Source organism: Bacteroides sp. OM05-10AA, from assembly GCF_003439055.1.
GTDB classification, from domain to species: domain Bacteria; phylum Bacteroidota; class Bacteroidia; order Bacteroidales; family Bacteroidaceae; genus Bacteroides; species Bacteroides intestinigallinarum.
The window spans coordinates 1-25,764 of sequence record NZ_QSUR01000022.1; the positions used below are offsets into that span (position 1 = coordinate 1).

Annotated in this window: 14 protein-coding genes; 1 reads left to right on the plus strand and 13 read right to left on the minus strand. The window is 38.6% G+C overall.

The window, feature by feature from the left end; genetic code table 11:
• The 11 genes from DXB58_RS16975 to DXB58_RS17025 form a co-directional block, all read right to left on the minus strand.
• A partial coding sequence (locus DXB58_RS16975) for a glycoside hydrolase family 3 N-terminal domain-containing protein (RefSeq protein WP_304650868.1) occupies positions 1-260 on the minus strand: 260 nt, incomplete at its 3' end.
• Positions 261-385: 125 nt separating this feature from the next.
• Positions 386-1,912, minus strand: a complete 1,527-nt coding sequence (locus DXB58_RS16980; protein WP_122137635.1) for a cellulase family glycosylhydrolase — start codon at positions 1,910-1,912, stop codon at positions 386-388.
• A complete protein-coding gene (locus DXB58_RS16985) occupies positions 1,909-3,756 on the minus strand; it encodes a sialate O-acetylesterase (RefSeq protein WP_122137636.1) in 1,848 nt (615 codons plus the stop codon). The genes DXB58_RS16980 and DXB58_RS16985 overlap by 4 nt, the downstream gene beginning before the upstream one ends.
• A gap of 8 nt (positions 3,757-3,764) precedes the next feature.
• The gene (locus DXB58_RS16990; protein ID WP_122137673.1) at positions 3,765-5,588 is read right to left on the minus strand and encodes a cellulase family glycosylhydrolase; all 1,824 of its coding nucleotides are present in this window, start codon (positions 5,586-5,588) and stop codon (positions 3,765-3,767) included.
• 12 nt (positions 5,589-5,600) lie between these two features.
• On the minus strand, positions 5,601-7,223 hold the full coding sequence (locus DXB58_RS16995; protein ID WP_008999715.1) for a SusD/RagB family nutrient-binding outer membrane lipoprotein: 1,623 nt from the start codon (positions 7,221-7,223) through the stop codon (positions 5,601-5,603).
• Between the two features lie 11 nt (positions 7,224-7,234).
• Positions 7,235-10,447, minus strand: coding sequence for a SusC/RagA family TonB-linked outer membrane protein (locus tag DXB58_RS17000; RefSeq protein ID WP_122137637.1), 3,213 nt, complete (start codon positions 10,445-10,447; stop codon positions 7,235-7,237).
• A gap of 37 nt (positions 10,448-10,484) precedes the next feature.
• Positions 10,485-12,302 carry a glycoside hydrolase family 2 protein gene (locus DXB58_RS17005; protein ID WP_122137638.1) on the minus strand — a complete coding sequence of 606 codons (1,818 nt, stop codon included), beginning with the start codon at positions 12,300-12,302 and terminating at the stop codon, positions 10,485-10,487.
• Positions 12,303-12,479: 177 nt separating this feature from the next.
• Complete coding sequence (locus DXB58_RS17010; RefSeq protein WP_008999712.1) at positions 12,480-16,445, minus strand: hybrid sensor histidine kinase/response regulator transcription factor; 3,966 nt, start codon at positions 16,443-16,445, stop codon at positions 12,480-12,482.
• Positions 16,446-17,160: 715 nt separating this feature from the next.
• The gene (locus DXB58_RS17015; protein WP_122137639.1) at positions 17,161-17,625 is read right to left on the minus strand and encodes a hypothetical protein; all 465 of its coding nucleotides are present in this window, start codon (positions 17,623-17,625) and stop codon (positions 17,161-17,163) included.
• Positions 17,626-17,759: 134 nt separating this feature from the next.
• Complete coding sequence (locus tag DXB58_RS17020) at positions 17,760-20,102, minus strand: LruC domain-containing protein (protein WP_122137640.1); 2,343 nt, start codon at positions 20,100-20,102, stop codon at positions 17,760-17,762.
• Between the two features lie 360 nt (positions 20,103-20,462).
• On the minus strand, positions 20,463-22,322 hold the full coding sequence (locus DXB58_RS17025; RefSeq protein ID WP_004300098.1) for an SLC13 family permease: 1,860 nt from the start codon (positions 22,320-22,322) through the stop codon (positions 20,463-20,465).
• Between the two features lie 337 nt (positions 22,323-22,659).
• Here DXB58_RS17025 and DXB58_RS17030 point away from each other — a divergent pair, with 337 nt between their 5' ends.
• Positions 22,660-24,285, plus strand: coding sequence for an ATP-binding protein (locus DXB58_RS17030; protein ID WP_122137674.1), 1,626 nt, complete (start codon positions 22,660-22,662; stop codon positions 24,283-24,285).
• A 76-nt stretch (positions 24,286-24,361) separates the two neighbouring features.
• On the opposite strand, the gene DXB58_RS17035 is transcribed toward DXB58_RS17030, so the two are convergent.
• The gene (locus DXB58_RS17035) at positions 24,362-25,507 is read right to left on the minus strand and encodes an iron-containing alcohol dehydrogenase (RefSeq protein ID WP_004300100.1); all 1,146 of its coding nucleotides are present in this window, start codon (positions 25,505-25,507) and stop codon (positions 24,362-24,364) included.
• A gap of 79 nt (positions 25,508-25,586) precedes the next feature.
• Complete coding sequence (locus tag DXB58_RS27970; RefSeq protein ID WP_004300101.1) at positions 25,587-25,727, minus strand: hypothetical protein; 141 nt, start codon at positions 25,725-25,727, stop codon at positions 25,587-25,589.
• Positions 25,728-25,764: the final 37 nt, after the last annotated feature.

A 25,764-nucleotide genomic window follows, 5' to 3' on the forward strand; every position in this document is an offset into this window, starting at 1 on the left:
TAACCGTGGATAACGTCTGCACCTACAAGTAGAGGTATTTTCAACCGACTTTCTTCTACCGCAAGGTGTTGCAGGGCACTAATTTTCTGGATCCCCTTGACATTGAAGAAGCCACCTATTTCCTGTTTGCGAATCATATCGCTAAGTTCACCGTTCATCACCGAACCTGTCACGAGATCACCGCCCGAAGGCAGGTTCAGTTGTCCGAGTTTCTCACGGAGAGTCATCCGCTCCATTAAGTCGGTAATGAAACAGTCCATTTCATTCTCGTAATGATTCTGTGATAACAGAGTCGGTATTAATAATATATTATATATAACTAAAAGACAACATCTTTTCATTCTTCTCATCATTGACATGAATTCTTTAATTAATTACCTTACTTCTAATCAGTGACTTCTTTAAACAGTTCAAATTTATCCAAAATAGGTCCTCCATTCATTCCCGGAGTAATACACAAGACACTTTGTCCTTTGGGTAAATTGATATAGATTTCTGTTTCTTCAAATTTATCATACCAACCACCTGTATTCGGACAACGGATTACCTGACGTGAATTCCCTATTTGCAAATTAAGACCCACATCTTCTCCGCTCGTATAGCGTATCTTAAATAAGTACTCACCAGCATTTTCAGTAACGACATTAAAGATCAAACTACAATTACCAAAGAAATCCTTCACCACCTCACCATTTGAAGCATAAGGGTTGGCAATAATAGAAAGAGAGCTTCCAATCATTTCGCATTTCTCTGCCTCAATCAAACTTTTTTGTTCCCAATCCCTAATATCCTTACCTTGCAGAATAGCGAGAAGAACACCATCTTTTATGGTTTTATCCGTGTTACAAAAACCAAAAATAGATTTGTAATCCCAGCATGCATAAGCAACTTTCTTTTTCTGAAATATGGAGATTAAATCTCTGTACCAGTTATAACGTGAAGCATGGTTTCCAAACGGTAGACAGCCGAATTCTCCACAATATAATCTTACTCCATTTTCTTTAGCCACTTTTAATGCCTGTTCTATTTCATGGGCAATGGTCCTTTTACTATACATTCTTTTATAAGGAGCAACAATCTTTTTCTCTTCATCAGACAATTTCTCAAAATCCTTTTCATTAATTAAATCACCTGGATATGTCAATGCGATATCAAGTTTGGCAAAGTCTGTCCACGACGCACGATAATGGGTCAATAGATAAGGCTCATAACAATGGAATGTCAACATGATATTACGATCACCCTTAGGTATCTGCAAATCTTTTATCGTATTAACACTATTATAAGAATTAGATCCTAATATAAGCATACGCTTGGATGCTACTTCCCGTAACTCCTTTATCAGGCGCTTTGCCAGTTCATTCCAAACCCCATTTTCCGGAGCTACCGGCTCATTCAATAATTCATATGCCAGTAAACTCTCCGGATACTTTTCCAATTCCCTATTTATAAGTTTCCACAAATGAATAAACTTGTCCTGTTCAATGGGATCTGTCCATAGAGGTCTCTCATTGTTACCAAAATGATGAGAACGAAGAATATGAAAATCAACAATTATCCGCATTTGAAACTCACGGCACCAACTAATTGCCTGATGTATCAATCCCATCGTTTCTGTATCTATATCCCCTGAAGGAGTAAATAACTGTTCTTCATCAACCGGCAAACGTAAATGATCAAATCCCATCTTTTTAAGAAAAGCTACTTCGTCCCTGCCAAACTTACTTTTCCGCAACTCACCCCTATCTTTACTTTGAGAAAGCCAGTGGCTAATATTCACTCCCCTCGTAATTTCGAAATTTGACTGTAGACTCTCCATCCGGACATTTCCCCATATTGTATGGTTAGTCCACATCACCGCAACTATAATTAATAATACTGTAACTCTCATTCGAACAATCTGATTCATCATTTTCTTTCTATCTTTACAACATTTACTTTATCCAGGTTAGGTCCTCCATTGGCTTCCGGAGTTATCACGATAGTATTTTCCCCTTTTAATAGTGTCACTGTCATTCCTGCACATTGTAACTTATTCCACCAACTACCGGATGCAGAACAATTCAGATTCTGTTGTACTCCTCCATTTACTTGAATCCGGACGGCAGCATCCACCTCACTCATATAGTAGACACTCAATTCATATAAGCCTTCCTCTTCTACCACTAAATTCAAGTTCAAACGTGCATCTCCATAAAAATTAGTAAGAAGTCGCTCGCCTGAAGCATACGGATTATCGCTCAAAGCCACTGATGTGCCACTTGAAGTTCCACTTTCGACCTCAACCATATAAGTCCCTCCGATATTGCTCTCACCCCTAAAAGGAATCAAGGGTAACCCCGCCTTGTTTCGCATATATCCCAACATAAAATTACGGAAACAATAACGGATATACTTAGGAGCAGCAACCTTATCTGAAGAGACTGTGACTACATCACCATCCCCAAATGATATATCCGATGCCGGATAGAAAACATAACATCCATCGACCAGTGTTTTTCCATCTGACAGCTCGAAATTTTGAAGCACACTATTCTTATCAATGTCCATCCAGCCACCACCTACATTTTTAAAAGTTAGTAGAACTCTACCATCCTCCATACACATTCCCTCAAAAGAAGGACTGGCGGAGATTATTTCACCATGCTCGTAAGTTTGGTTCAAAGCCAAATGTGCCAGACGCATACCTACTCCTTTTTTATTTGCCGGATGTATCTGATTCTCCTCTAATAATGCAACCAAATCATTTGTACAAACCATACCAGCCGGCATAATCTCTTTCTGAACTTCATATTGGACCTCACGCAAAAGAGCAGAAACAATTCCTGTGGCTCCATTATCTTCCGGCAAAGCATACGGTGCTATCTCGGCATAATAAAAAGGCATATTTTCACCCGTCCCCAAAGAGCCTTCCCACAATGAACGCCACGATTTTACCAACTCTTTCATATTCTTCTGATATTCATACCATTTCCAGACATTCGATTCTCCTTGATACCACAGAAATCCTTTAGCTGCATACTTATGGCATGGATAAAGCATACCATTATATTTATCTCCACCGGGTAGCCATGATTCTATATCAGAACCACCCCAGGCAGCAACCACCAGTCCAACAGGAACATTCAACTTCTCCTGTAGCTCCAATGCAAAATAATAAGCAACAGCACTAAATCTTTTTACTTGTCCGGAAGAAGCAACCAGCCAGTCTCCTTTCAATTCATTTTGGGACACAGTTGCACTGTTACGTTCAACCGTCAACATACGAATTTCCGAATGTTTATCAGCATTTGTCACAGCCTCTTCCATATTATCTACAGGACATCCCTCCCAGCCTCCTAAAGGCATCTCCATATTCGACTGTCCGGAACATATCCAAACTTCCCCGATCAATATATTCCGTACGATTAATGGGGCGGAAGCGCCATCATCAAACGAAAGTGTCTGCGTTTCAGGACCACCGGCAGGCGTCATAATAGACGCCTGCCATTGCCCTTTACCATCAACATTCACTACTATATCCTGCTTTATCCAAGAAGCTGATATTGTAACTGTACATTTAGGTGTAGCTTCTCCCCACAAAATTACTTTTGAGTTTTGCTGCAATACCATGTTATCACTAATCAAATGAGGCAATTTTATTGAAGTAGGAGCCTTACTCACAGGGATATCATCATTAACAGATGTCTCCGAATCTCCACACCCATAAGCGAAGCCAGCTATCCATAGAAAAAACAGAAATATATATTTTGCCATATACCTACTTACTTCTTTATTTTACAAACCTCAAATTTATCAAGGATAGGACTTCCCGTTGGTTCCGGAGTGAAAGATATTGTGTTTTTACCAGCCGAAAGATTTACGACAGTCTTTGCATCTGTAAATTCACTCCACCAACCTCCGGAGTTCGGACAAGGTATCATTTGCTTCACCCCGCCATTCACTTGGGAGTAAATCCACACGTCAGTACCACAAACATAACGAATCTTCAAATAATAAACTCCCGCCTCTTCAACAGTCACATCAAATTTTAAATTAGAATCTCCCCAAAAATGATTCACATGTTTTCCTCCTGAAGCCGCAGCGTTGTCTTCTATAATCATAGTACCTCCGCCTTTTTCACAATCCTCTGCCTCAACAGTATAGATGGTAGTCAGTTCCGCTCCTTCTCTCCCTAACAATATATCGACTAAAGTGGCATCCTTCAATCCTCCGTCAGGAGTACAGAAACCAAAGATCGCATTGTATTCCCATACACCATACGAAATCTCGGTCTCATTAAAAATAGAAACTAAATCACGATACCACGCATAACGTGAAGTCAGATTAGAATAAGGCAGGCAACCAAATTCACCACAATACAATTTCACTCCCTTTGCCCGAGCAGCCGTAACAGCCACATTGATGTTATTCAAAATAGATTCACGGGTATATTCCTGTTTATAGGGACGCACAATCTCCTGTTGATCGGCAGGAAGATTATTGAAATCTTCATCTCTGACCAAAAGTCCCGGATAATTCAACGGTAAATTAAGATTGGCAAAGTCTGTCCAACTAGCATGATAGTGAGTCAACAAGTAAGGCTCATAATAATGGAAAGTCAACATTATATTTTTATCTTCACTTGGTATCTGCAAATCACTTATTGTAGACACGCTATTCCACAAGTTAGAACCAATTATCAACATTCTTGCTGGGGCAACTTCACGCAATTCTGTTATCAGGCGATTCACTAACGTATTCCAAATATCACTGCTGGGAGCTACAGGTTCATTCAGTAACTCATACGCTAACATATCATCAGGATATTGTTGAAGCTTGTCATGAATTGTTTTCCACATCCGTACAAACTTATCCTGCTCTTCCTTACTAGTCCATAGAGGTTTATTATCCGCTTCATAATTATGAGACCGCAGTATATGAAAATCAAAAATTAATCTCATATTATACAATTGACACCAATCTGCAGTTTTATATATCAGATTCAAAGTTTCTTCATCGACTTCACCTGATTCTGTAAACAACTGCTCTTCATCCACCGGTAACCGCAAATGGTCAAATCCCTGTTGACTTAAAAATATAGCATCGGTTTCCTTAAACTTATTCTTCCTTTCTTCTCCTCTTGCACTACTTTGTGAGAGCCAATTACCAATATTCACTCCTTTGTGAATTTCAAAACCAGAAAACTCTCCGCCAGTACCCGTTGAATATACATTAAGATTCACTTCCCGAGTGGTTTCATAGCTGGTAGTACTTACAACCAACTTCAAATGATAAATTCCCGGAGTCTCATTACTGTATTTAAATTCATCTCCGGTTCCCTCTTGTACTCCATCCACATACCATACAGCTTCTGCATATTCAAAAGGAGTATAAATAGCCTTTATCGTAATTGTCTCCCCCTGCTTTACATTGAGCTTTCCCAATTCCCCATTTTCACCTTTCATCGGTAATGTAGGGCTTGTCGCAATGATGCGAGGATAATTATCTGCCGAAATAGATTCTTCTGCCGCATCATCATTGCACGCGGCTATTAGTACATAAATACTAATAAAGAAAATTGATTTTATAATATTCCATGTTTTCATAATCATAGTATTTTATTCTTTGTCCCACCAAATTCTACAATTCCAGTTATCTTCTCCTCCCATTCTTCCGACTGCTTCATAATATCCGGTCGGATTATAAGTCTGCTCAAATAACGGGTACTTCAATCTTCTGGGAATAGTACGGGAGTCTTTGACTGCTGCGCCATATTCTGTTGAAGGTTTCAATACAGGATATCCCGAACGTCTCCAGTTAGAATAAGCTTCTGACGGATTAATCAAATGTAAAATCCATAATTGCTCATTGATAAACTGTAATTGTCCATCTTTATCTGATGGTAGCGGATTCCGGGACAGATAACTGGCCATTTCCGTATTGGAGACTTCTTCTCCCAGATCAAAGTTTTTCAGTAATCCCATGGCCGCCTTTACTCCATTTGAATAATGAGTCTCTACTGTTTTACTGTCATTGATGGCCGGCCAGCGTAGTTTTGCTTCTGCCAGTAAAAGTTCAGTTTCTGCATAACTCATAAAGATGGCCGGAGAATCTCCCTTTATAAATCCCTTGTTCAGTTGTGGACGACATTCCTTTCCGTAATACGTATCTCCATCCATAAATCCAGCAGGCCAATTATCCCACCAGTAGAATCCCGGTTTTATTGCTTCTATTGATTCCAGTTGCTTCGGAGCCTTCTCTATAATAAAGTCCGTCAAATCTGTTCTTAAAAATGGATCTGTTGAATCTTCGGCATAACATCTTCCTAAAATCAACAGACGGGGATCATTGGTCGTTTTTAACTTATCCCACATCGTAGTACAGAAATAACACATAGGAGCATTCTCCCGGCTACGCCACAACTGCGCCAAGCCATTACGCCTGAACTCCGTTTCGTCCCAATCCAATAAATCCATATAATGAATTAATGCATCATCTCCAACTCCCAAAAGACCCGATTCAATATTACAAATAGCAGTCACCCATTCTTCTGCAAGCTCCGGAGCTACTTTAACCAATCTCATGGCAATACGAAAGTTTAAAGTATTGGCAAATTTTCTCCACTTCTTTAGATCACCACTATAAATTATATCACCGGTCAGTTTATCAGCTTTTTCATCCAGTTGCTCCTCCGCTTCCAGAAGTTCTTTATGCATGTCTTTATAAATCAGTTCCTGCTCATCAAACTTTGGGGTAACATTTCCTGTTATATACCCCTGCTCTGCCTCAAAATATGGAATATCACCATACATATCAGTCAGGATAAGAAAAAAGTAGCATTTCAGAATCCTGGCCACCGCATTTATATTTTTCTGTTCAACATCTGCCTCCGTTCTCCAAAGAATATCCGCCAGATTTTTCAGATGACAAGTATAAATACGCTCCCATGGTTGTTGAAACTGTGCATCATCAATCAGGTATTCGCCACCAAAATGCGTTGCCGACCAGTCACCTTGCAGTTGTTGAACAAAACCTGAATAATAATAGGCAAACGGTTGTTCCATCAGCCAATCACCACCCATACATAATTGTATGTAGGATAACTGTGAGTTCGGATCGATAGTCGTAGCCACTACTGGATTTTTATTAAAATCCTCATAGTCTATGCAACTACTAAATCCCATCAAAAGGACACTTAACAGCAAAGAGTGCATCCACTTTATATTCAATATTCTTTTCATAGTCGGACAATTTAAAATTTAATATTCACATTCAATCCAAAACTTCTTCTGGAAGGTAACGAACCATATTCCAAACCTATAGCAGAAGTATTATAATTTGAGTCCGGATCAATATTCGGTACATTCTTATAGATAATAAAAGGATTTCGCGCAACAAATGAAACACTTAACGACTCAACATAACGCTCTATCAACTTTTTGGGAAAGGTATATCCGAACGTTAACTCACGCATCTTGACGTAACTATTATCATAGATAAAAGGCGAAGCTGTCTTATCACAGATATATCCCCAATAATCGTATGGAGCAATCGCTTTGGTATTTTTCACCCAAGATACATTGCCTGCGGCATCCACTTGCTTAACAACTCCTTCTGCAACATACCCACCGGTAGATTGCCAGTTTCCTTCAGCAACTCCAGCTTCCAAACGCTGTTCTTCCGATTTATGCCATTCGTCACGTCCCCTTACAGTATATGCTGCTTTACCTGATTTGGCCAAGCCACGCGCTGTCATAGAATAAATATCTGCTCCTACTTTAATATCAAAAATTGCCGATAAAGTAAATTGCTTATATCTGAAAGTAGTCGTTAGTCCCCCTGTCCAGTCCCAGGTTGCTTTCCCTAACTTTTTCATATCACTGGTTATTTCAGGCAAACCGGAATCAGCATTGATAATCACGTCTCCCTGTTCATTTCTCAAGAAGTCCTGTCCCATAATTACTCCGTATTCTTCTCCCGGAACAGCCAGTACTTTTACTCCCAGCCAACGGGCAGCTGCCAATTCCAGACTCTCGATTCCTGTTGACAAGGACTTCACTTTGTTACTATTATTCGAAAAGTTAAAATTAAAATCCCAAGAAAAATCTTTCGTTTGAACCGGTGTCGTATTCAATGCAATCTCTACTCCCGAATTTTCTATTTCCCCTGCATTTATCAGTTTGGTACCATAACCTGATGTTACTGATGTGGCAACATTCATAATCTGGTTATTACTGTTTTGTTTATAGTAAGTAAAATCCAGTCCGATCCGGTTATTCAGAAACTTCAAATCCACTCCAATCTCAAAAGAATTGGTTTTGGATGGTTTCAAATCTTTATTAGGAATAGTACCCGTACTAATATATCCCGTAGAATAATTACCAAAGGTTTTATCCGTCATAATGTAGTTCAAATCCAACATGAAAGGGTCTGCATCACTACCGACTTGTGCCCAGGAAGCTCTTAATTTACCAAATGAAAGAATCGGATTCGGCTTAATCAATTCTGAAAACAAGAAGCTTCCACCAACTGAAGGATAAAAATAAACGTTATTGTTTACCGGCAGTGTGGACGACTGATCCCGTCTTAACGTCACATCTGCATACAATAAATCTTTCCAGGAAAGGTTTACCATTCCAAATAACGAATTAATCTCTTTACGCCAGCTACCTTCAGTAATCTCTTTTTGCAGGAAACTTTGCAGAGCCACCGTCTCACGCATTGACATATTTTTAGCTGTTATGGTATGCGACTTATTATCTACGTGATACACATTCCCTCCTAATGTAATTCCATAATTGAAGCGTTTGAAGCTATTTTGATAATTAGCTATAAACTCCACATTATAAGACTTATTTTCAAAAGTACTTTTTTGTAATTGTCCCAATAAAGTACTAGGGGTAGAATATGGAATATAATCCATAAATGAGAAGTTCACGTTCTCACCACCACCGGTCAATTTGAAATACAGATTCTTATTTACACTATATTTAAATGAAGCGACTGCAAAATACTGGTCTTTCTGTGTCGTATTCTTCATTGCATATTGCACCCAATAGGGGTTGATATTCCAGACATCTCCTCGGTTCCAGTCGTAGTAGGTTCCATCCGAATGCATATAATTATCCTTCAACCATACCTGATCAAAGTTTCCTGCCAGGTTCATCAGATTGTTAGCTACATTCGTTCTTGAGTCTGCTAATGCCGGACGGTTCTTTACATATTCATTTACGTAATTGACTTTGAAATCAACTTCCAGTTTCTCTGCAAGCTTAAAGAATGTTCTTAAATCAATCGTATTCCTGCTTATCTTGGCATTAGGCATAATATCCTTATTAGTCAGATTCGTATACGACAATCTTATGCTATTGTTCTCTTTGGCAGAACTTAGAATCAAAGAATTTGTGGCTGTAACACCTGTGTTAAAGAATCCCTTTATATTGTCTTTCCTGTATATAAAAGGACGAGTCACTCCGTCGAAATACTTAAAAGCAATTCCTTCATCGTATCTGGGTCCCCAACTGGCACAAGCCGATTTTGCATCATCATCATTCAGATTAATTCTTCCATCCCATCCCTGGCCAAATTCTGTCTGAACATCATCATATTCTGTAAGTTGCTTTTCAAAAGTAACAGTTGAGTTTACCTCCACTCCTATCGCCCTGCGATTCTGATTCTTTTGTGCCTTCTTGGTCGTTATAAGAATAACTCCATGTGCAGCACGACTACCGTACAAAGCAGAAGCAGCAGGACCTTTCAACACAGACATGGATTCAATATCATCGGGATTGATGGACGAGATTCCATCTCCCAAATCATATCCTCCATAAGCACCGGCCGAACCGAAATTAGAATTATCCAACGGTACGCCATCTACTACATAAAGAGGTTGGTTGCTACCAGTTAAAGAAGTATTACCTCTAATAATTACTCTCGTACTTCCGGCAGGACCACCAGCCGTTTGAGAAATGACCAATCCCGGAATCTTACCGGCCAATGCGTTTATAACATTGGTCTCTTTCGCTTTTTCGAGTTCTTTTCCTTTCACGTCACTGACGGCATATCCCAAAGCTTTCCTGTCACGTTTAATACCTAAAGCAGTCACTACCACTTCATCAAGTCCGGCAGTTTCCTCTTTCAATACAATATCATAGGTACGCTGTGAATTGATTTTCAGTTCTTGTTCTCTATAGCCGATATAACTTATAATGAGAACACCACCGGGAGGCAGCACGATCTCAAAATTACCATTAACATCGGTTACCGTACCATGTGTCGCATTCTTAATTTTCACAGTCGCCCCTATCAGTGCCTCTCCTTTCTCATCAGAGACTTTTCCTTTAATCTTCCAATATTGCTGTTGCTGGGAACTACCCGTGTTTTCCAGAGTAGTATTTGCATAACTTCCTTCAGACCAAAGAAAAGCCAGCAAGGCACAAGCCATTAAAAATCTTAATTTTTTCATATCGTATTAAATTTATAAGAGTTATTCTATTCTATCACTAACGTAATGCATTACATATCTTCTCATTAATTTTCCGTAAGCGTTCTTCATCAAGCTTTACAACCTTACGGTCATAAGTCAGTAAGCCATTTATTTCAATCTCAACATCAGAGGTTTGTGTGTAAACAGCAGCAGAAAAACCTCTCGGAATAAGTTTATACAGCATATCCGCATATTTCTGATATTCGTCTGTTGCCTCTTGAGAAGAATTGAATTGGACGTATCCCCAATTCTTATCCGGTTCCCACAGATGTTCTTTACAGATCATACCAATTCCACCGAACTCTCCTAAAACATTTGCTCTTTGGGCATCATAAAGATACATTTCAGGAGCCGGATAATTATGTAAGTCAAGCATGTCCCCACATGTATAATGGTTGCCGCCACTTGCCGGATTTACTAAACGAGACGGATCATATTGTTTGGTCCAAGCTGCAATCTCCGGTGTTTTAAACTGTCCCCAAGCCTCATTAAACGGAACCCAGACACCAATACAAGGATAAGAATATAAGTAATCAATGACTTCTTTCCATTCCTTACGATAAACCGCTTCCGATTCTGGCGAACGTTTAAAATCAATACCATCAAAATAAGTCCGGTTCTGCCATTCATAATTACGATCACCACTTGGCATATCCTGCCATACAATAATCCCTAACTGGTCGCAATGTGTATACCATCGGGCCGGTTCCACTTTGATGTGTTTACGAATCATGTTAAAGCCAAAGTCTTTTGTCTTTTGAACATCATAACGCAAAGCCGCATCACTGGGAGCTGTATAGAGTCCGTCAGGCCACCACCCCTGATCCAAAGGACCAAATTGAAATAAATCCTGATTATTCAGCTGCAACCGTACTATGCCATCCTTATCCCGTCGGGTTGAATATTTCCGCATGGCAACGTAGCCATTCACTTTATCCACTATCTTGCCATTGTTCTCCAAAGTCACCTCTGTTTTATAAAGAAAAGGAGATTGAGGTGACCATAGTTTAGCATTTTCGGGCATTGTCAGTTCTATTGCCTGTTTGTTTACGGCCAGCCCTTCGGTAACCAATTGTTCACCATCAAAAACTTTCACTCTTACCCGGTCGGTAAAGTTCTCACTAGTAGTAACGGTCACATTGATCCGGCGTAGATCAATATCAGGCGTAGTACGCACGTTTGTGATGTGACATACAGGCACAGGCTCCAACCAAACAGTCTGCCAAATACCTGTAACTGGAGTGTACCAAACACCTTCCGGACGTTCTACTTGCTTTCCACGTGGTTGTACTCCTTTATCTGTCGGATCCCAGACACGAACAGTCAGTTTATTTCCTCCCTTTTTCAAGGCGGAAGATATATTAAATGAGAAAGGAGTGTATCCACCTGTATGTTCTCCTACTTTCATGTCATTTACCCACACATCGGTTTTCCAATCTACAGCTCCAAAATGAAGAAGAACATTCATACCATTCCATTTCTCGGGTACATTAAATACACGGTTATACCATACTTCCTTTTCACCTCCCACTCTTTTCCCTACTCCGGACAGCGAGGATTCAACGGCAAAAGGGACTAATATCTTACCATCGTATACAGCAGGAGCTTCCATTCCTTTAGGAACAATAGCATAATCCCAACAACCGTTCAGGTTCATCCATTGGGTACGCTCCATGATGGGACGCGGATATTCCGGTAATACATTATTCGGGTCTATCTGCTCTCCCCATTGAGTTTTTATTTTATCGCCAGCCGGCGACCATTGCGCAAATGCCGCAACATTAAAAATCAATATAAATAAGAATAAAAAAATAGGCCGGATGAAGTTCTTCATAAATTGCTTCGTTTAAAGTTAATAATAGATTTGATACTTTGTTCACGTATCCAAAAGTAGCCACTACCCTCTAAATTCAGTAGAATTATTGAAGCTATTCATATAACAATCGAATCAAATGAAGATTTTGATTCGATAATTGCCTATGTAGAAAAGATAATTGCAGTGAAAGGTTGGTTACATCTCTACAAAATCCTTTGGAAGTACTCCAAATTGTTTTTGGAAGCACTTTGCAAAATAAGAAGGAGTACTAAAACCAACAGCATAGCAGACTTCATTTATCTTATAAGATTTATCTTTGAGAAGTACAGCCGCCTTCTTTAGGCGCTCTACCCGGATATAATCATTGGGAGTCATATCAAGTATTCCTCTAATTTTCCGGTTCAAACTCGAACGGCTCATATTCAGCAACTGTGCCATACTATCCAGATTAAAATCCGGATCTTGCAAATTATCATAAACAATCTTATTCAGTTCTTCCAGAAAAATCTTATCGGCGTTCGTCTGTGCCATCGTTGCAGTAAATACAAAAGGAGAATGACAGAATGCCTGCCTTAGCTTCTCTCGGTTACAAAGTAAACTTTCAATGGTAGCTATCAAATATTCTACCGAGAAGGGCTTCTCAATATATGCATCTGCCGCCAGTTTCAATCCCTCAATCTTTGATTCAAGATTTGTTTTAGCCGTCAACAGCACTATAGGGATATGACTATATGTAAGGTCTGTCTTCAATCGATGACATAATTCCATCCCGTCCATCCGAGGCATCATAACATCACTGATTAATAAATCAATATTTGCATCTTCCAATATTTCAAGAGCCTCCACCCCATCTTTTGCTTTCAGAACACTATAAGCCGAAGATAATTGTTTGGCTATGAATGTCAACATATCCTGATTGTCTTCTACCACCAGAATAACAGGGAGATGAGTTCCTTTTTCCTGCTCTTCCGCCATCGGATTTTCAATGCCTGATATCTTATCTTCCTTTTCTGATACATTTTCTTGCAGTTCTTGCACCTCCTCTACATGAGTGACCGGAATTTCCAGTACAAAACAATTGACTCCTTGCATATCCTCAAGGTACACGGTTCCATGATGTAACTCTGCCAAAGAACGTGCCAAGGCAAGGCCAAGGCCTGTACCGGAAGCATATTCTTCGTTATTCTGAACCTGAACAAAAGGTTGAAAGATTTCCTCCCTCATATTAACAGGAATAACAGACCCGTCATTACATACTTTTATTATAAAGCTGCCTGTTGCCTCATTATATTTTACTGTTATAGTTATATAGGTAGCTGCATATTTTACTGCATTACTCAACAAATTACTTATAATTTTAATCAATGCTTCGCGATCGACGGCTGCAGAAATATCTTCCTCCGGCAGATCAATAGAAAGCTTTATATTTTTCTGTCGCGCCAGAGATGTAAAACGAATATAGACTCCAGATACTATTTCCTGAATATTACACTCTGATAAAATTAGTGTGAAACTATTATTGGCCGTTTTGCGGAAGTCGAGTAATTGATTGATAAGATTCAATAAGCGATCCGAATTTTGCCTCATAATAACTAGATCCTCCCGTACGTCATCCGCCAGAGGCTTATCTTTCAAAATACACTCCAAAGGACCTTTGATTAACGTCAGCGGAGTTCGTATTTCATGTGCTACATTCGTAAAAAAGTTTATCTTGGCAGAATAAAGCTCACGTTCTTTCCTTTGCTCAAACTTCTCCATCTGCCTCATGTGCTTGCGAGCCATACGACGTTTGGAATATCGTATAATAAAATAAAAAATGCACAATGATAAAAGAACATAAACAGCATAAGCCCATCCCGTCAAATAAAATGGCGGACGAATATAAATATGTAATTTTAAAGGTGCATCATTCCAGATTCCATCACTATTCACTCCTTTCGCATAAAGGGTATATGAGCCATAAGGCAAATTAGAATAACTGATTAATGATCCTCTTGCTTCATACCACTCTTTATCAAATCCTTCCAACTTATATAATAGTTTATTCTGATCCAAAGTAGAATATCCCAGTGTTGCAAAGCGAAATGAGAAGGAGTTTTGAGATGCGGTCAGTTCTATAGAATCTGACACCGTTATACTCTGTTTCAAAGGTGAATCTTTGGTATTCGGCACTACTTCTTTATTGAATATCATAAAATCCGTAATCACCAGAGGAGATACATAATCATTATCAATAAAAGTAGATGGATCAAAAGATATAAGCCCTGCAATACAACCAAAATAGATTCTTCCATCCACCGTTTGATGACTTGAACGATAATTAAATTGATTGCTCAATAGTCCATCGGCAATAGTAAAGTTTTTAATGACTTTTGTTTCCGGCTGAAAACGAACCAACCCTTTATTAGTAGTCAGCCAGAAAATACCCCGCTTATCTTCTACAATCTGATGAACAACATCACTTGGTAATCCGATAGAATTCGAATCATAGTGTTCGAAAGTCCCAGAATCTGAAACTAACCGGCAGAATCCCCCACCTTCGGTAGTAAACCATAACTGGTGACGGCTATCCTCGAATATACTCAAAACTTTATCATAAGGTAAACTCAATGAGTCATTTTCCTTATGATAGAAATGAATACACTTTCGTTTCTCTGTTTCCAACTTATACACACCATTAAAAGTTGCCAGCCAAAGGTGTCCTTTTAAATCTTCATGCAAATCATAGATCAAAGTCGGTGGAACTGATTCAACTCGCGAAAAGCGGTCATTCTCATTATGATATTCAAATAGTCCGTCAGCAGTTCCCAAATATATTTTGCCGGACGCCGTACGTCGAATCACAAAAATATCATTGGAACTCAATCCGCAGGAATCTTTTTTCCGGTAAGTTTTCACTGTATTTGTCTGCAAATTGATTCGATTAAGTCCTCCTGAAAACGTACCTACCCATAAAAAGCCATTCTCCAGACATAATCCATGGACATTATGGTAAATAGACTGATGATGGAATGGTTTCAATTCCTTCGTCACGGGATTATAATGAAACAAGCCCTTATCCTCCGTACCGATCCATAAATTTCCTTTTTCATCTTCCACGATTTCACGAACACGTTCACCTAATTCTTCCATCCCTTTATGAGGATATATTTTCTCAAAGAACGTATATTGTTTAGGATAATAGTTTATTCCTCCAAAATAAGACCCAATCCACATTCCTCCTTCTTTATCTTTATATAAAGAATAGACAACATTATCCGATAATGCATAGGAAGTTCCCACCAAACTTTGGATATGGGTTATAGCACCATTCTTGATATTATAAGTATAAATACCGGATTCTGTACCAATCCATAACTCGTTTTCAGAGTAAAGTGCTATTTCCCGTACATAAATATCATCTCCTTTATCGTCTACAGATAGTAAAGTGCGGACTTGCCGGGTTGCCAGGTTGATCTCTTTCAATCCTTTAGTCAAACCGACATATAACAGATTTTCTTCCCCTTTAATTATTTTATTGACTACTTCATTCTTAAAGGGCTGGGTACCATCTTGAGCAGCAAAAGGATATACCGTATTGAAATCATCAAGAGTAAAATATAGATTGTCTGCATAAAAAGCTCCCCAACAAGTCCCTTGGTCGAACAAAAAGTTTTTCATACCGGCCCATGGTATTTTCAACTGTACCATTTTTTGTTGTTGTGGATGAAAGCAAAAAAATCCATCGGCAGAAGATATATAAATACACCCTTTATTCTCACCAATCATATATACAGAACGATTGATACCTAAACCATCAGCAGTTTTTACATCAAAAAAATATGAGTTTTCCCTGGAAATAGAATAGATATAAACTCCGGTATCGGTACCTATCCAAATAGATCCCTCCTTATCTTCATAGAGTGCAGTAACACAATTATTCCCCAGCATACCGTTAGCCTTGCAATATACTTGAAAAGAAGTACCATCAAAGCGATTTAATCCGTCCTTGGTACCAAACCACATAAAGCCAAGATGATCTTGCAGAATAGCATATATACTATTTTGCGATAAACCATCGTTGATGTTCCATGAACGAAAATAATACTGATTACTAGTCATTAAATTAGCGAATAGCAATACCGGATAACTAATTAATACTAATAACAAAAGTCTTTTCATAATATTAGACATTTAAAAATAAGCCTCCATCGCATGGCGAAATCACTCTGCATAGTTAATCCCTCACCTTTACAAATATACAAAATATTAGTAACCGACGACTATTTCACTATTATTTCCTATTAAATAATTGGAGAACTCCTTTCCTTTTTTACAAAAAGTCACTACTGACACTTTGTAATTCTTACTCTATCAGGAATCGTTTCTTTCCACCCTTTATCTGGAAAGAATATTTTTCTGTCACTACAGAAGTATTTTCCCAAGTCATTAGTCCAGGATCAAGCGTAACATATCAACATTATGATATATTATTTAGCCTTTATACAACCAAATCATCATCATTTACATTCATGAGACCTCTTTTTGTTCTTTTCTATTTGCTATTACCAAAGATAGAAATAGAGAAATCAAAGGAAAGAAAGTAGAAAATACCAACATTTTTTATAGCATAGCGACACTATCCTAATCGTTTACTTACTTTATCCATAGCTTTTGGTTACACTATCCGCAGCTTTTGCTTACTTTATCCTTATGTTTTTCACAAATATAACGGTGCTTTTTATGCAAATATGCAGCGTTTTTGTAAAAAACAAGCATAATTTTTCAGTAATTCAAAGGTGTTTTCTTGCTAACAGAGGAAAATTATAAAACATACGAGATAGTGAATTTCTCAATTACATATACAAATATCAGGATAATCAGTTTTTTAGCAACTTTATGTTGAAAGCCAGCCCATCCCGATCAATACCCAGAGTTCCAATATACAAAGCGGAAACCACATTGAACATGCCAACCACACCGGAATTCCTTTACACCATTCACTACGGCGATAATGAATCATAAGGGCAGAACGACGTTTGGTTCGATAACGTAACATGCAAAATACGACCGGTGGGATAATACAAAGAAAGAACAGACCAATGATATGCCAACCATCTGTACGTGATACTATTGAAACCGAAGAAAGGTACATACACAATGGCAGGATAATACAAAAACTCCAATATGAAAAGAGTACAATCATTCCGCTCGCCCTTGCTCCTTTTCCTTTCTCACTCCATTTCTCGCCACAATAATATATATAATCGAAAAAGTAATAATGGTACTTCTTTGGATGCAACTTTTTCTGTTGACGTTCAAAATAGTTTAGTGGCTTTTTCTTAGGAGGGTAATATTTCATGTCCGTTCTATGTACAGTTTATATGATGTATATGATGTAAAAAAGACGATTAATATCGGGAAAATCCTTCGTATTAATCGTCTTTCTATATTCAGGAGAATTATATTATACTGATCTTTTATAAAATCAATAGCTTAGTACTTTATAACCTTATCACTGCTTACAGTATTATACCAATCAGTATTTGTACTTTGATCTTGCGCCCAGTTGGTAAATTTAGAATATGCATTCGTTATTACCGTCGTTTCCGTTGGATAAGCAAATTTATCCGGAACACAAAGAGCCCATGTATTATTGATAGCTTTGATCACATCCAGTACAGAACTATCCGCCAACTGACCATTTGCAGTTGCGGAGTTAAATCGATTCAAATGAACTTCCGTTCTCTTCTGACCTGTGGTTGGATATGCAATAAAGAAGTCCAAATCATTCGTCGCACTAGGAATAGATATCGCATTCTTCAGTTTAACTGTCACTTCAAGAGTATATATATCTACAAGAGGTTTAGTCATATTTCCTGTATTTAACATCGGACGCCGCGTTCCTGTAAATCCATATATATGATGGGCATCTCCAAATAAAGGAATCACAAGTTCACTTCCATTTGTTTCGTAAGCTGCATTTTCAAATATACCAGAACTCAAAGAGTTGCTACGTTGAGTAGCACCTGTCCCGAAGCTGACTTCTTCTACATTGCTCTTATTTATTCCTTTTATTCTCAATCCGGCACCCAGTTGCTTCACAGCACCAACTGCCCTAAGAACAACTGTGTATTTCAATTCTTTCACATTATTACCGGCAGCAGGCAAAGTTACATTCAATACAATATCATTGAAGTCATAGTCTCCTGCTTTCGGGTAATTATCTTCAAAAGCATAAGAATAAACAGCATTTCGAATCTCCACATCGTCCGGAGTTTCATCAGAACCATATCCCTCTTTAATACATTCGCCGTCAGCAGGAAGCATAAAGTCAGCCTTACCCGGATTACAATGAGTAGCGCCTTGCTGCAATCCTTTATTCACTAACCACGCAAAAGGAGACCAGTCATAGTGCGCTTCACCTTTATATGTTTGATCCGTAATTTCACAAATAATATTATTCGTCACTTTAGAAGTAGATTGAGCCAAACCATCAGTATTAGCAATCTCATTAATTTTCAATAAAGCAGTACCAACGGTTGGACCGGTAACCGTTCTATATAAGCTGGCCTTACCTGTACAAGTCAACATGGATTGTGCCTCCATTACAATGTCATTGTTATTACCATTATTCCCAAGTTCCTCGCAAATAGCTTCGGAAGTATTTCCCATAACAAGTGTACCAAATTGGAATTTATCAGTTTTCAGATAACAACCATTTTTTATATGGGTATTATTATTACCATCAATAGTTACAGCCTCAATCGTTCCATGATTTGTCAGTGTTGTACCAGCTGTAGAAGCTCTGTAAAAATTCAATTTAAGTGTTCCATAATTCATAAAATCAACTCCACTTCCACCTCCATCAATCTTCAATAAACCACAATCAATTATACCTGCGTTATAATTAGTAAATCCGGCCGAACTATTTGTCATATAGATAGTTCCTTTCCCCATAATACTTCCACCTGGCATTACAGTTATATAAGAAGCCTGTGTCAATATCAAAGTCGCATTTTCAGCTATCTTTATTATTCCACCATTCTCAACTATAATCTCTGTGATATTATCAAATTGATTACTATTCTCAATCACCCACGTACTTCCTTGTGGAACAATTACTTTGATAGCCTCAGCTCCACCACTGGTTCCAGTAGTAGTAAATCCTTTATTAAAAGTACCACTCGGAATTTTAAACCAACGTTCTTTTTCTTTGAATACAGGTAATTTAGCATATTCAAACCATCCGGAACCTGCACCCAAATCCCAACCAGCTTGAACTTCAGTAGCTATTGCTTTTTTACTACTAATATCACCAGCCGTATAAGGAGCTTTCATAGTCGGTATACCTGTAGTTGTTACAGCTCGCGACATAGAACGCGTAGATACATCCGTATATCCAAGATGTGCTGTCACTTCTCCATTTTCAATGACCACCGGCTGCACCATATAATGTTTATGCTCGTCTATACGTGCTACAAACACTTTATTCAAGGCAGTCGCACAATCAAAGGCCACAGTAAGTGTTGTTCCTTGAGTTGCATCTTCTTCCGCTAAAATTTTTGCGGTACTTTCCGAACTTAATGGATCGGCATCGAATATCCGTATCTTGTAGTTTACTCCCTCATAGCCATTAACTAAGATATGCGCAGTTACACTCCGGGAGAGTGTCCAATCACCGTCAGGATCAATATTTTTTACAGGAAAGGTTTCTTCGTAAATTTGTTTTAATTGATCTGCATCAAACAGATTTTTCTCATTATCAACACAGCTGATAAAGCTGATGGAGGACGCCAACAACGAAAAAGTGAAGACTTTTGCAATGTTCTGTTTCATAATCTTTGAATGCTTAAGTTTGCTTTATTTGCACAAAATACAAATCACCACTAATCAACAATCAGTAATGAACACACAAAGATAGTTGTATTTATAGATAAAAGACAGTTAAAGTTGTATTTTTCGGCACATAGTTAACATCTTTTAAAAGATGAAAATCTAATTATTTCTATTGAAAGATAGGTGGCTACATCATTGAATATAAAAAACTTAGAAGTATAAACATTGCAGTATGCAGCAAAAAACAAAGAGTTGCATATTCTATGCAACTCTCAATTAAACGACAAAGATTCAGTACTACAGAGCACTACAAAATCCCGAGTTCTTTCATTTCCCTATTGAAAGGATAAAAACTAAAAATTAAAAGGGGAAAATCAGAGGTAAAACAAAAATCATCACAATCCCCATAATAATCTGCAATGGTAATCCTACTTTTACATAATCCATAAAAGTATATTGACCGGCAGGCATCACCAAGGCGTTAGGCGGTGTAGAGAATGGAGAAGCGAAACACATACTTGCACCTACCGTCACAGCAAACAAGAAGGGAACCGGACTTACTCCGATCTGTATGGCACTTTGCAGAGCAATCGGTGCGAGTAAGACAGCCGTAGCTGTATTGCTGATAAACATCGTCATCAACGAAGTCGTAAAGTAAATACCTGCCATCAACGCAACAGGTCCGTATGATCCCAAGCCGTTAACCAGCGTATTGGAAATGTATTCCGAAGCTCCCGTTTTCTCCAATGCCAGAGACATAGGAAGCATAGCTGCAATCAATACAATACTCTCCCAGTTGATCGTTTTATAAGCTGCTTCTACATTACGGAAACATCCGGTTAATACCATCAATATACCCGCTATCATAACAGCCGTAACCGGAGCAACCGGAATAAAATCGAACACCATCATTACTACCATTAATACCATAATAGCAGCCGCTACCGGAGCTTTATAATCTAATGTAACTTTAGCCGCTTCCGCCAAAGGTTGTCCCAAAACAACCCAATCAGAATCTTCCTTGCTAAGACGAGCTATATTATTCCACGTTCCCTGAACCAGAAGCACATCACCACTATGAATCCGCTCATTTCCCAAATCCTGCAACAAGTATTCCTTTTTACGACGGATCCCTAATACGTTCACATTAAACTTATCACGAAAACCGGCTTCCTTAATTGTTTGGTTTATCAAATTAGAAGCTGGCATCAACACTATTTCAGCAATACCGATGTCATAAAAATCCAGAGAGTTAGTTGCGCTTTGAGTTTCTTCCGTTGCATGGTCACCTAAAATCTCTAGCAGGAAATCTTCTGCAAAAAGCTGTACCTTATCAAATTCTCCTGTCACATACAAAATATCCTCGGCCTGCAACATCGTGTCCGGTGCAGCAAACTTCTGGGTAATCGTTTTCAGAAAACGATGTTGCGATGCATCACCACGACGTACTTCCATGATATTCAAACCATATTTGCGACGAATATCCAAGTCAATAATCGTCTTGCCCAAAAGCCGGGAATCTTTTATTACCTGCAAACGAAACAGATTGCTGGAAAGCCCATATTCATTTACCAACTGTTTCAGTGACTTACCCGAACGTTTATTATCATCTTTCTGGCCTTTTTTAGAAAGAAACCATTTGCTAAGTGGCATCAATACCAGCGTACCGACAATCACACAAACAATGCCGACAGGCAGGAAAGAGAAGAAGGAAAGCGGTTCAAGTCCGGCAGAAGTCAACGTATTTTGTATCACAAGGTTCGGCGGAGTACCGATTAAAGTCATCATACCTCCCATACTACTTGCAAAAGCCAACGGCATCAACAGCCTGCTCGGATTCATACCGGCACTCATTGCCAGACTGACAACAATAGGAAGCATCAGTGCCACCGTTCCTGTGTTACTGACAAACGCACCAATGGCCGAAGTCACCAACATCACCAACAGAAATAACCGGATCTCACTGGTTCCCGCAAGTTTAAGAATACGGGAACTAATCATCTTTGCCAATCCCGTTTGAAAGATAGCCCCTCCCACTACAAACAATCCGATCATCATAATGACTACCGAATTGGAAAAACCGGAAAGTGCTTCATCAGGAGTTAATATCTGAAAAATAAGTAAGGCTATCAGTGCACACAGTGCCACAATATCCGAACGAACCTTGCCGTTCACGAAAAAGACAGCCGAAAGAACGAGAATAATAATGGTTATTAGCATACGTAATTAAATGATTGTTTTATTTTGACTCTATCAAAACTTATTTAGGTGAACAAAAATAGAAAATACTCCAGCGTTATTAAAACAAATTAGAAATGATTTTAGTTCATGAGACATCATTTAATATTTTAATACATTTTCCCTCTGAAAAAAGACTCGAAATCAAGCAAAATATGATACTATATAAGAACTAAAGGATACCATATATCCACTATTCCTTCATCACATATAATTACAGCCTCACAATATGATATTGAAAGGCAATATATTTATGTATTATTTTTTGAAAGTTAAAGAACAATTCATATCTTTACACCTCATTTATATCAAACATTTTATGGCAAACAATATTTTGTTAAATTATTGGATTAACGAAGTTCATTGGGGTTATAATTATTTACTGGTAATTATTCTGCTCCTTGTCATCAGCATCTTACTATATAGAATCCGTAAATTGCAAAAAACGATTAAAAAGACCAATCATTCCTACCGTTTCTCCTTTGATATTCTCGATAACCTTCCTTTTCCTATCTTTGTAAAAGATATAACAAACGATTTCCGATACTATTACTGGAATAAAGAATCAGCCGCTCAATCCGGCATTAGCAGTGAAGAGGCCATCGGACATACTGATTATGAGATTTACGGAAAAGAAAGAGGTGAAAAATACCGGCATATCGACAAAGAACTCATACAAGAAGGTAAAGTATATCGCAAGGAAGAGAAATACACCACTCCCGATGGAATCACCCATGATACTATTGCTGTTAAATCTATTATTTCATGGGAAGGAGAAAAGAAATGGCTGTTGGCAACCCGGTGGGATATCACACAACTCAAGAATTATGAAAGAGAATTAGTTGCCGCCAAGGAAGAACTGGAAAAAGCATTGAAGAAGCAAAAACTAGCTCTAAAAAGTATCGACTTCGGACTTATCTATATTGATAAAAATTACCGCGTACAATGGGAGGAAACAAGACAAATAGCCAGCCTGGTAAAAGGCAGACGATACATACCGGGAAAAATTTGCTATCAGACCAGTGCACTTCGTAATGAACCGTGTGGACAATGTGCTTTCAAGAAAGCTATCGAACAGGGCAAAATTATCCGGCATACCATCAGAGTAGACGATGTAGATTTTGAAGTGACTGCAACACCTGTATTCGGTGACGAAAAGGAAACTGAAATTATTGGAGGATTACTTCGTTTTGAAAACATCACTGAAAAATTAAAGATGGACAAAATGCTGCAGGAAGCAAAGGAAAAAGCCGAAGAATCCAATCGGCTCAAATCTGCCTTTCTCGCTAATATGAGCCATGAAATACGAACCCCGCTAAATGCAATTGTAGGATTTTCCGAAATGGTTTGCCAAACGGAGGAAGAGGAAGAGAGAAAAGAATTTGTAAAAATCATCTCCAGCAACAATATCTTATTATTGCAACTGATAGACGACATCCTCGATCTTTCTAAAATTGAAGCCGGTACTATGGAATTCACATTTGCACAGACTGATATCAATGAATTGATGGAAGGTATTTGCAGACAAATGCAAGAAAAGAATTCTTCCCCAGACGTTCAAATCTTATTCACAGAGAAAGCAGATCAATGCATGATGTATACCGACCGCATACGTCTATCACAGGTTATCATCAACTTTACAAATAATGCTTTGAAATTCACCCCTAAAGGTTCTATCGAAATGGGATACCGGATTGAAGAAGCCAAAGATGAAATATACTTTTATGTAAAAGATACAGGTATCGGAATTCCTGCTGACAAGATAGATAAAGTGTTTGAACGCTTCGTCAAACTGAACTCCTTTATTAAAGGGACAGGACTCGGACTAGCCATCTGCCGCGTCATTGTAGAAAGACTGGGCGGGGTTATCGGAGTGGAATCTAAAGAAGGAGAAGGCTCTCGCTTCTGGTTCAGAATTCCAAGGTCAGAGAAAATTGAGAAATAATAAAAAGAAAAGAGGATATTGTGAAAAGTATGTTCCAATATCCTCTTTATCCTATATTTTTAATGTAAGAGTATGCTTAAAGTGCAGTCTCTAATATCCTGCGGGCAACAGCACCCGTTACATTTCCATTCTCTCCATATTTAGCACCACGCTCATTGAATCGGCGTTCGATTTCCAGAATAGTATCCTGTCCGATGTTCTCTTCATGCAAACGTGTAGTCAGCCCAAGTGAACGGAAGAACTCTTCGGTATGACAAATCGCTTCATCAATCCGTTCTTCTCGCGTACCGGAAGTAATTCCCCAGACTCTTTCACCATACTGCAAAAGTTTATCTCCTTTTTCTTCATGAAGCACCTGTAAAGTGGCAGGAAGAACAATGGCTAACGTATGACCATGTGTCAATCCGTGCAAAGCAGTAATTTCATGGCCAATCATGTGAGTTGCCCAGTCTTGCGACACTCCCATAGCAATAAATCCATTCAATGCCATTGTAGCCGAAAGCATAAAATCAGCCATCAGTTGATAATCATGCTGGTTTTCACGAATTTTCGGAGCTATTTCTACCAAAGTTTGTAAAATGCCCTCCGCCCAACGATCCATAATGCGGCTCTGTCCGGGAGTAGTCATATATTGCTCCATCACATGAACAAAGGTATCAGCCAAACCACAGGCCACCTGATGAGGAGGCAAGGTAAAGGTTACTTCCGGGTCAAGAATAGAGAAGATTGGATAGTTGGCATAAAAAGGATATTTCTCTTTTGTTTCACGACGGGAAATAACTGCCCCGTTATTCATCTCCGAACCGGTAGCGGGCAAAGTCAATACAGTGGCAAGAGGTACAGTATGAGTGACTGGTCGTCCGGCAAGTACCAAATCCCAAGCATCACCATCATACAGGATTCCTGCGGAAATCAATTTCGTACCGTCAATAACGGAACCACCACCAACAGCCAGCAGATAATCCACTTTCTCTTCTTTTCCCAAAGCAATAGCTTTACGGAGAGTTTCAATAGCAGGATTGGGTTCGATTCCCCAGAATTCTACCGTAAAATGGTTCTTCAGAGCTTCTTTTACCTGATCGTACACTCCGTTTTTCTTCACGCTTCCGCCGCCAAAAGTAATCATAATACGTTTGTCGGACGGTATTTCTTTAGCCAGCCGGGCAATCATCCCTTTTCCCATTATCAGTTTCACGGGATTTTGAAAAATAAAATTTTCCATATCTTAGTCTATTGTTATTATTTTGGTTATTAGTCACTATCCTTGCAAAGATACATGATTTATCCGAACCCTGTCAGAATCAAGCGAAGAATTGTTGTGCCACGGAAGGAACCATAGCCGACAACCAAGGTTTCATATCCTCTGCTACCAATAACCAATACAATAATAATATAATGAAAATGGCAATAGCAATACCTACTAAAACTTTTCTCTGTTTCATAATTGTTTTTGTTTAAATATTCAATATTTATAAGAAC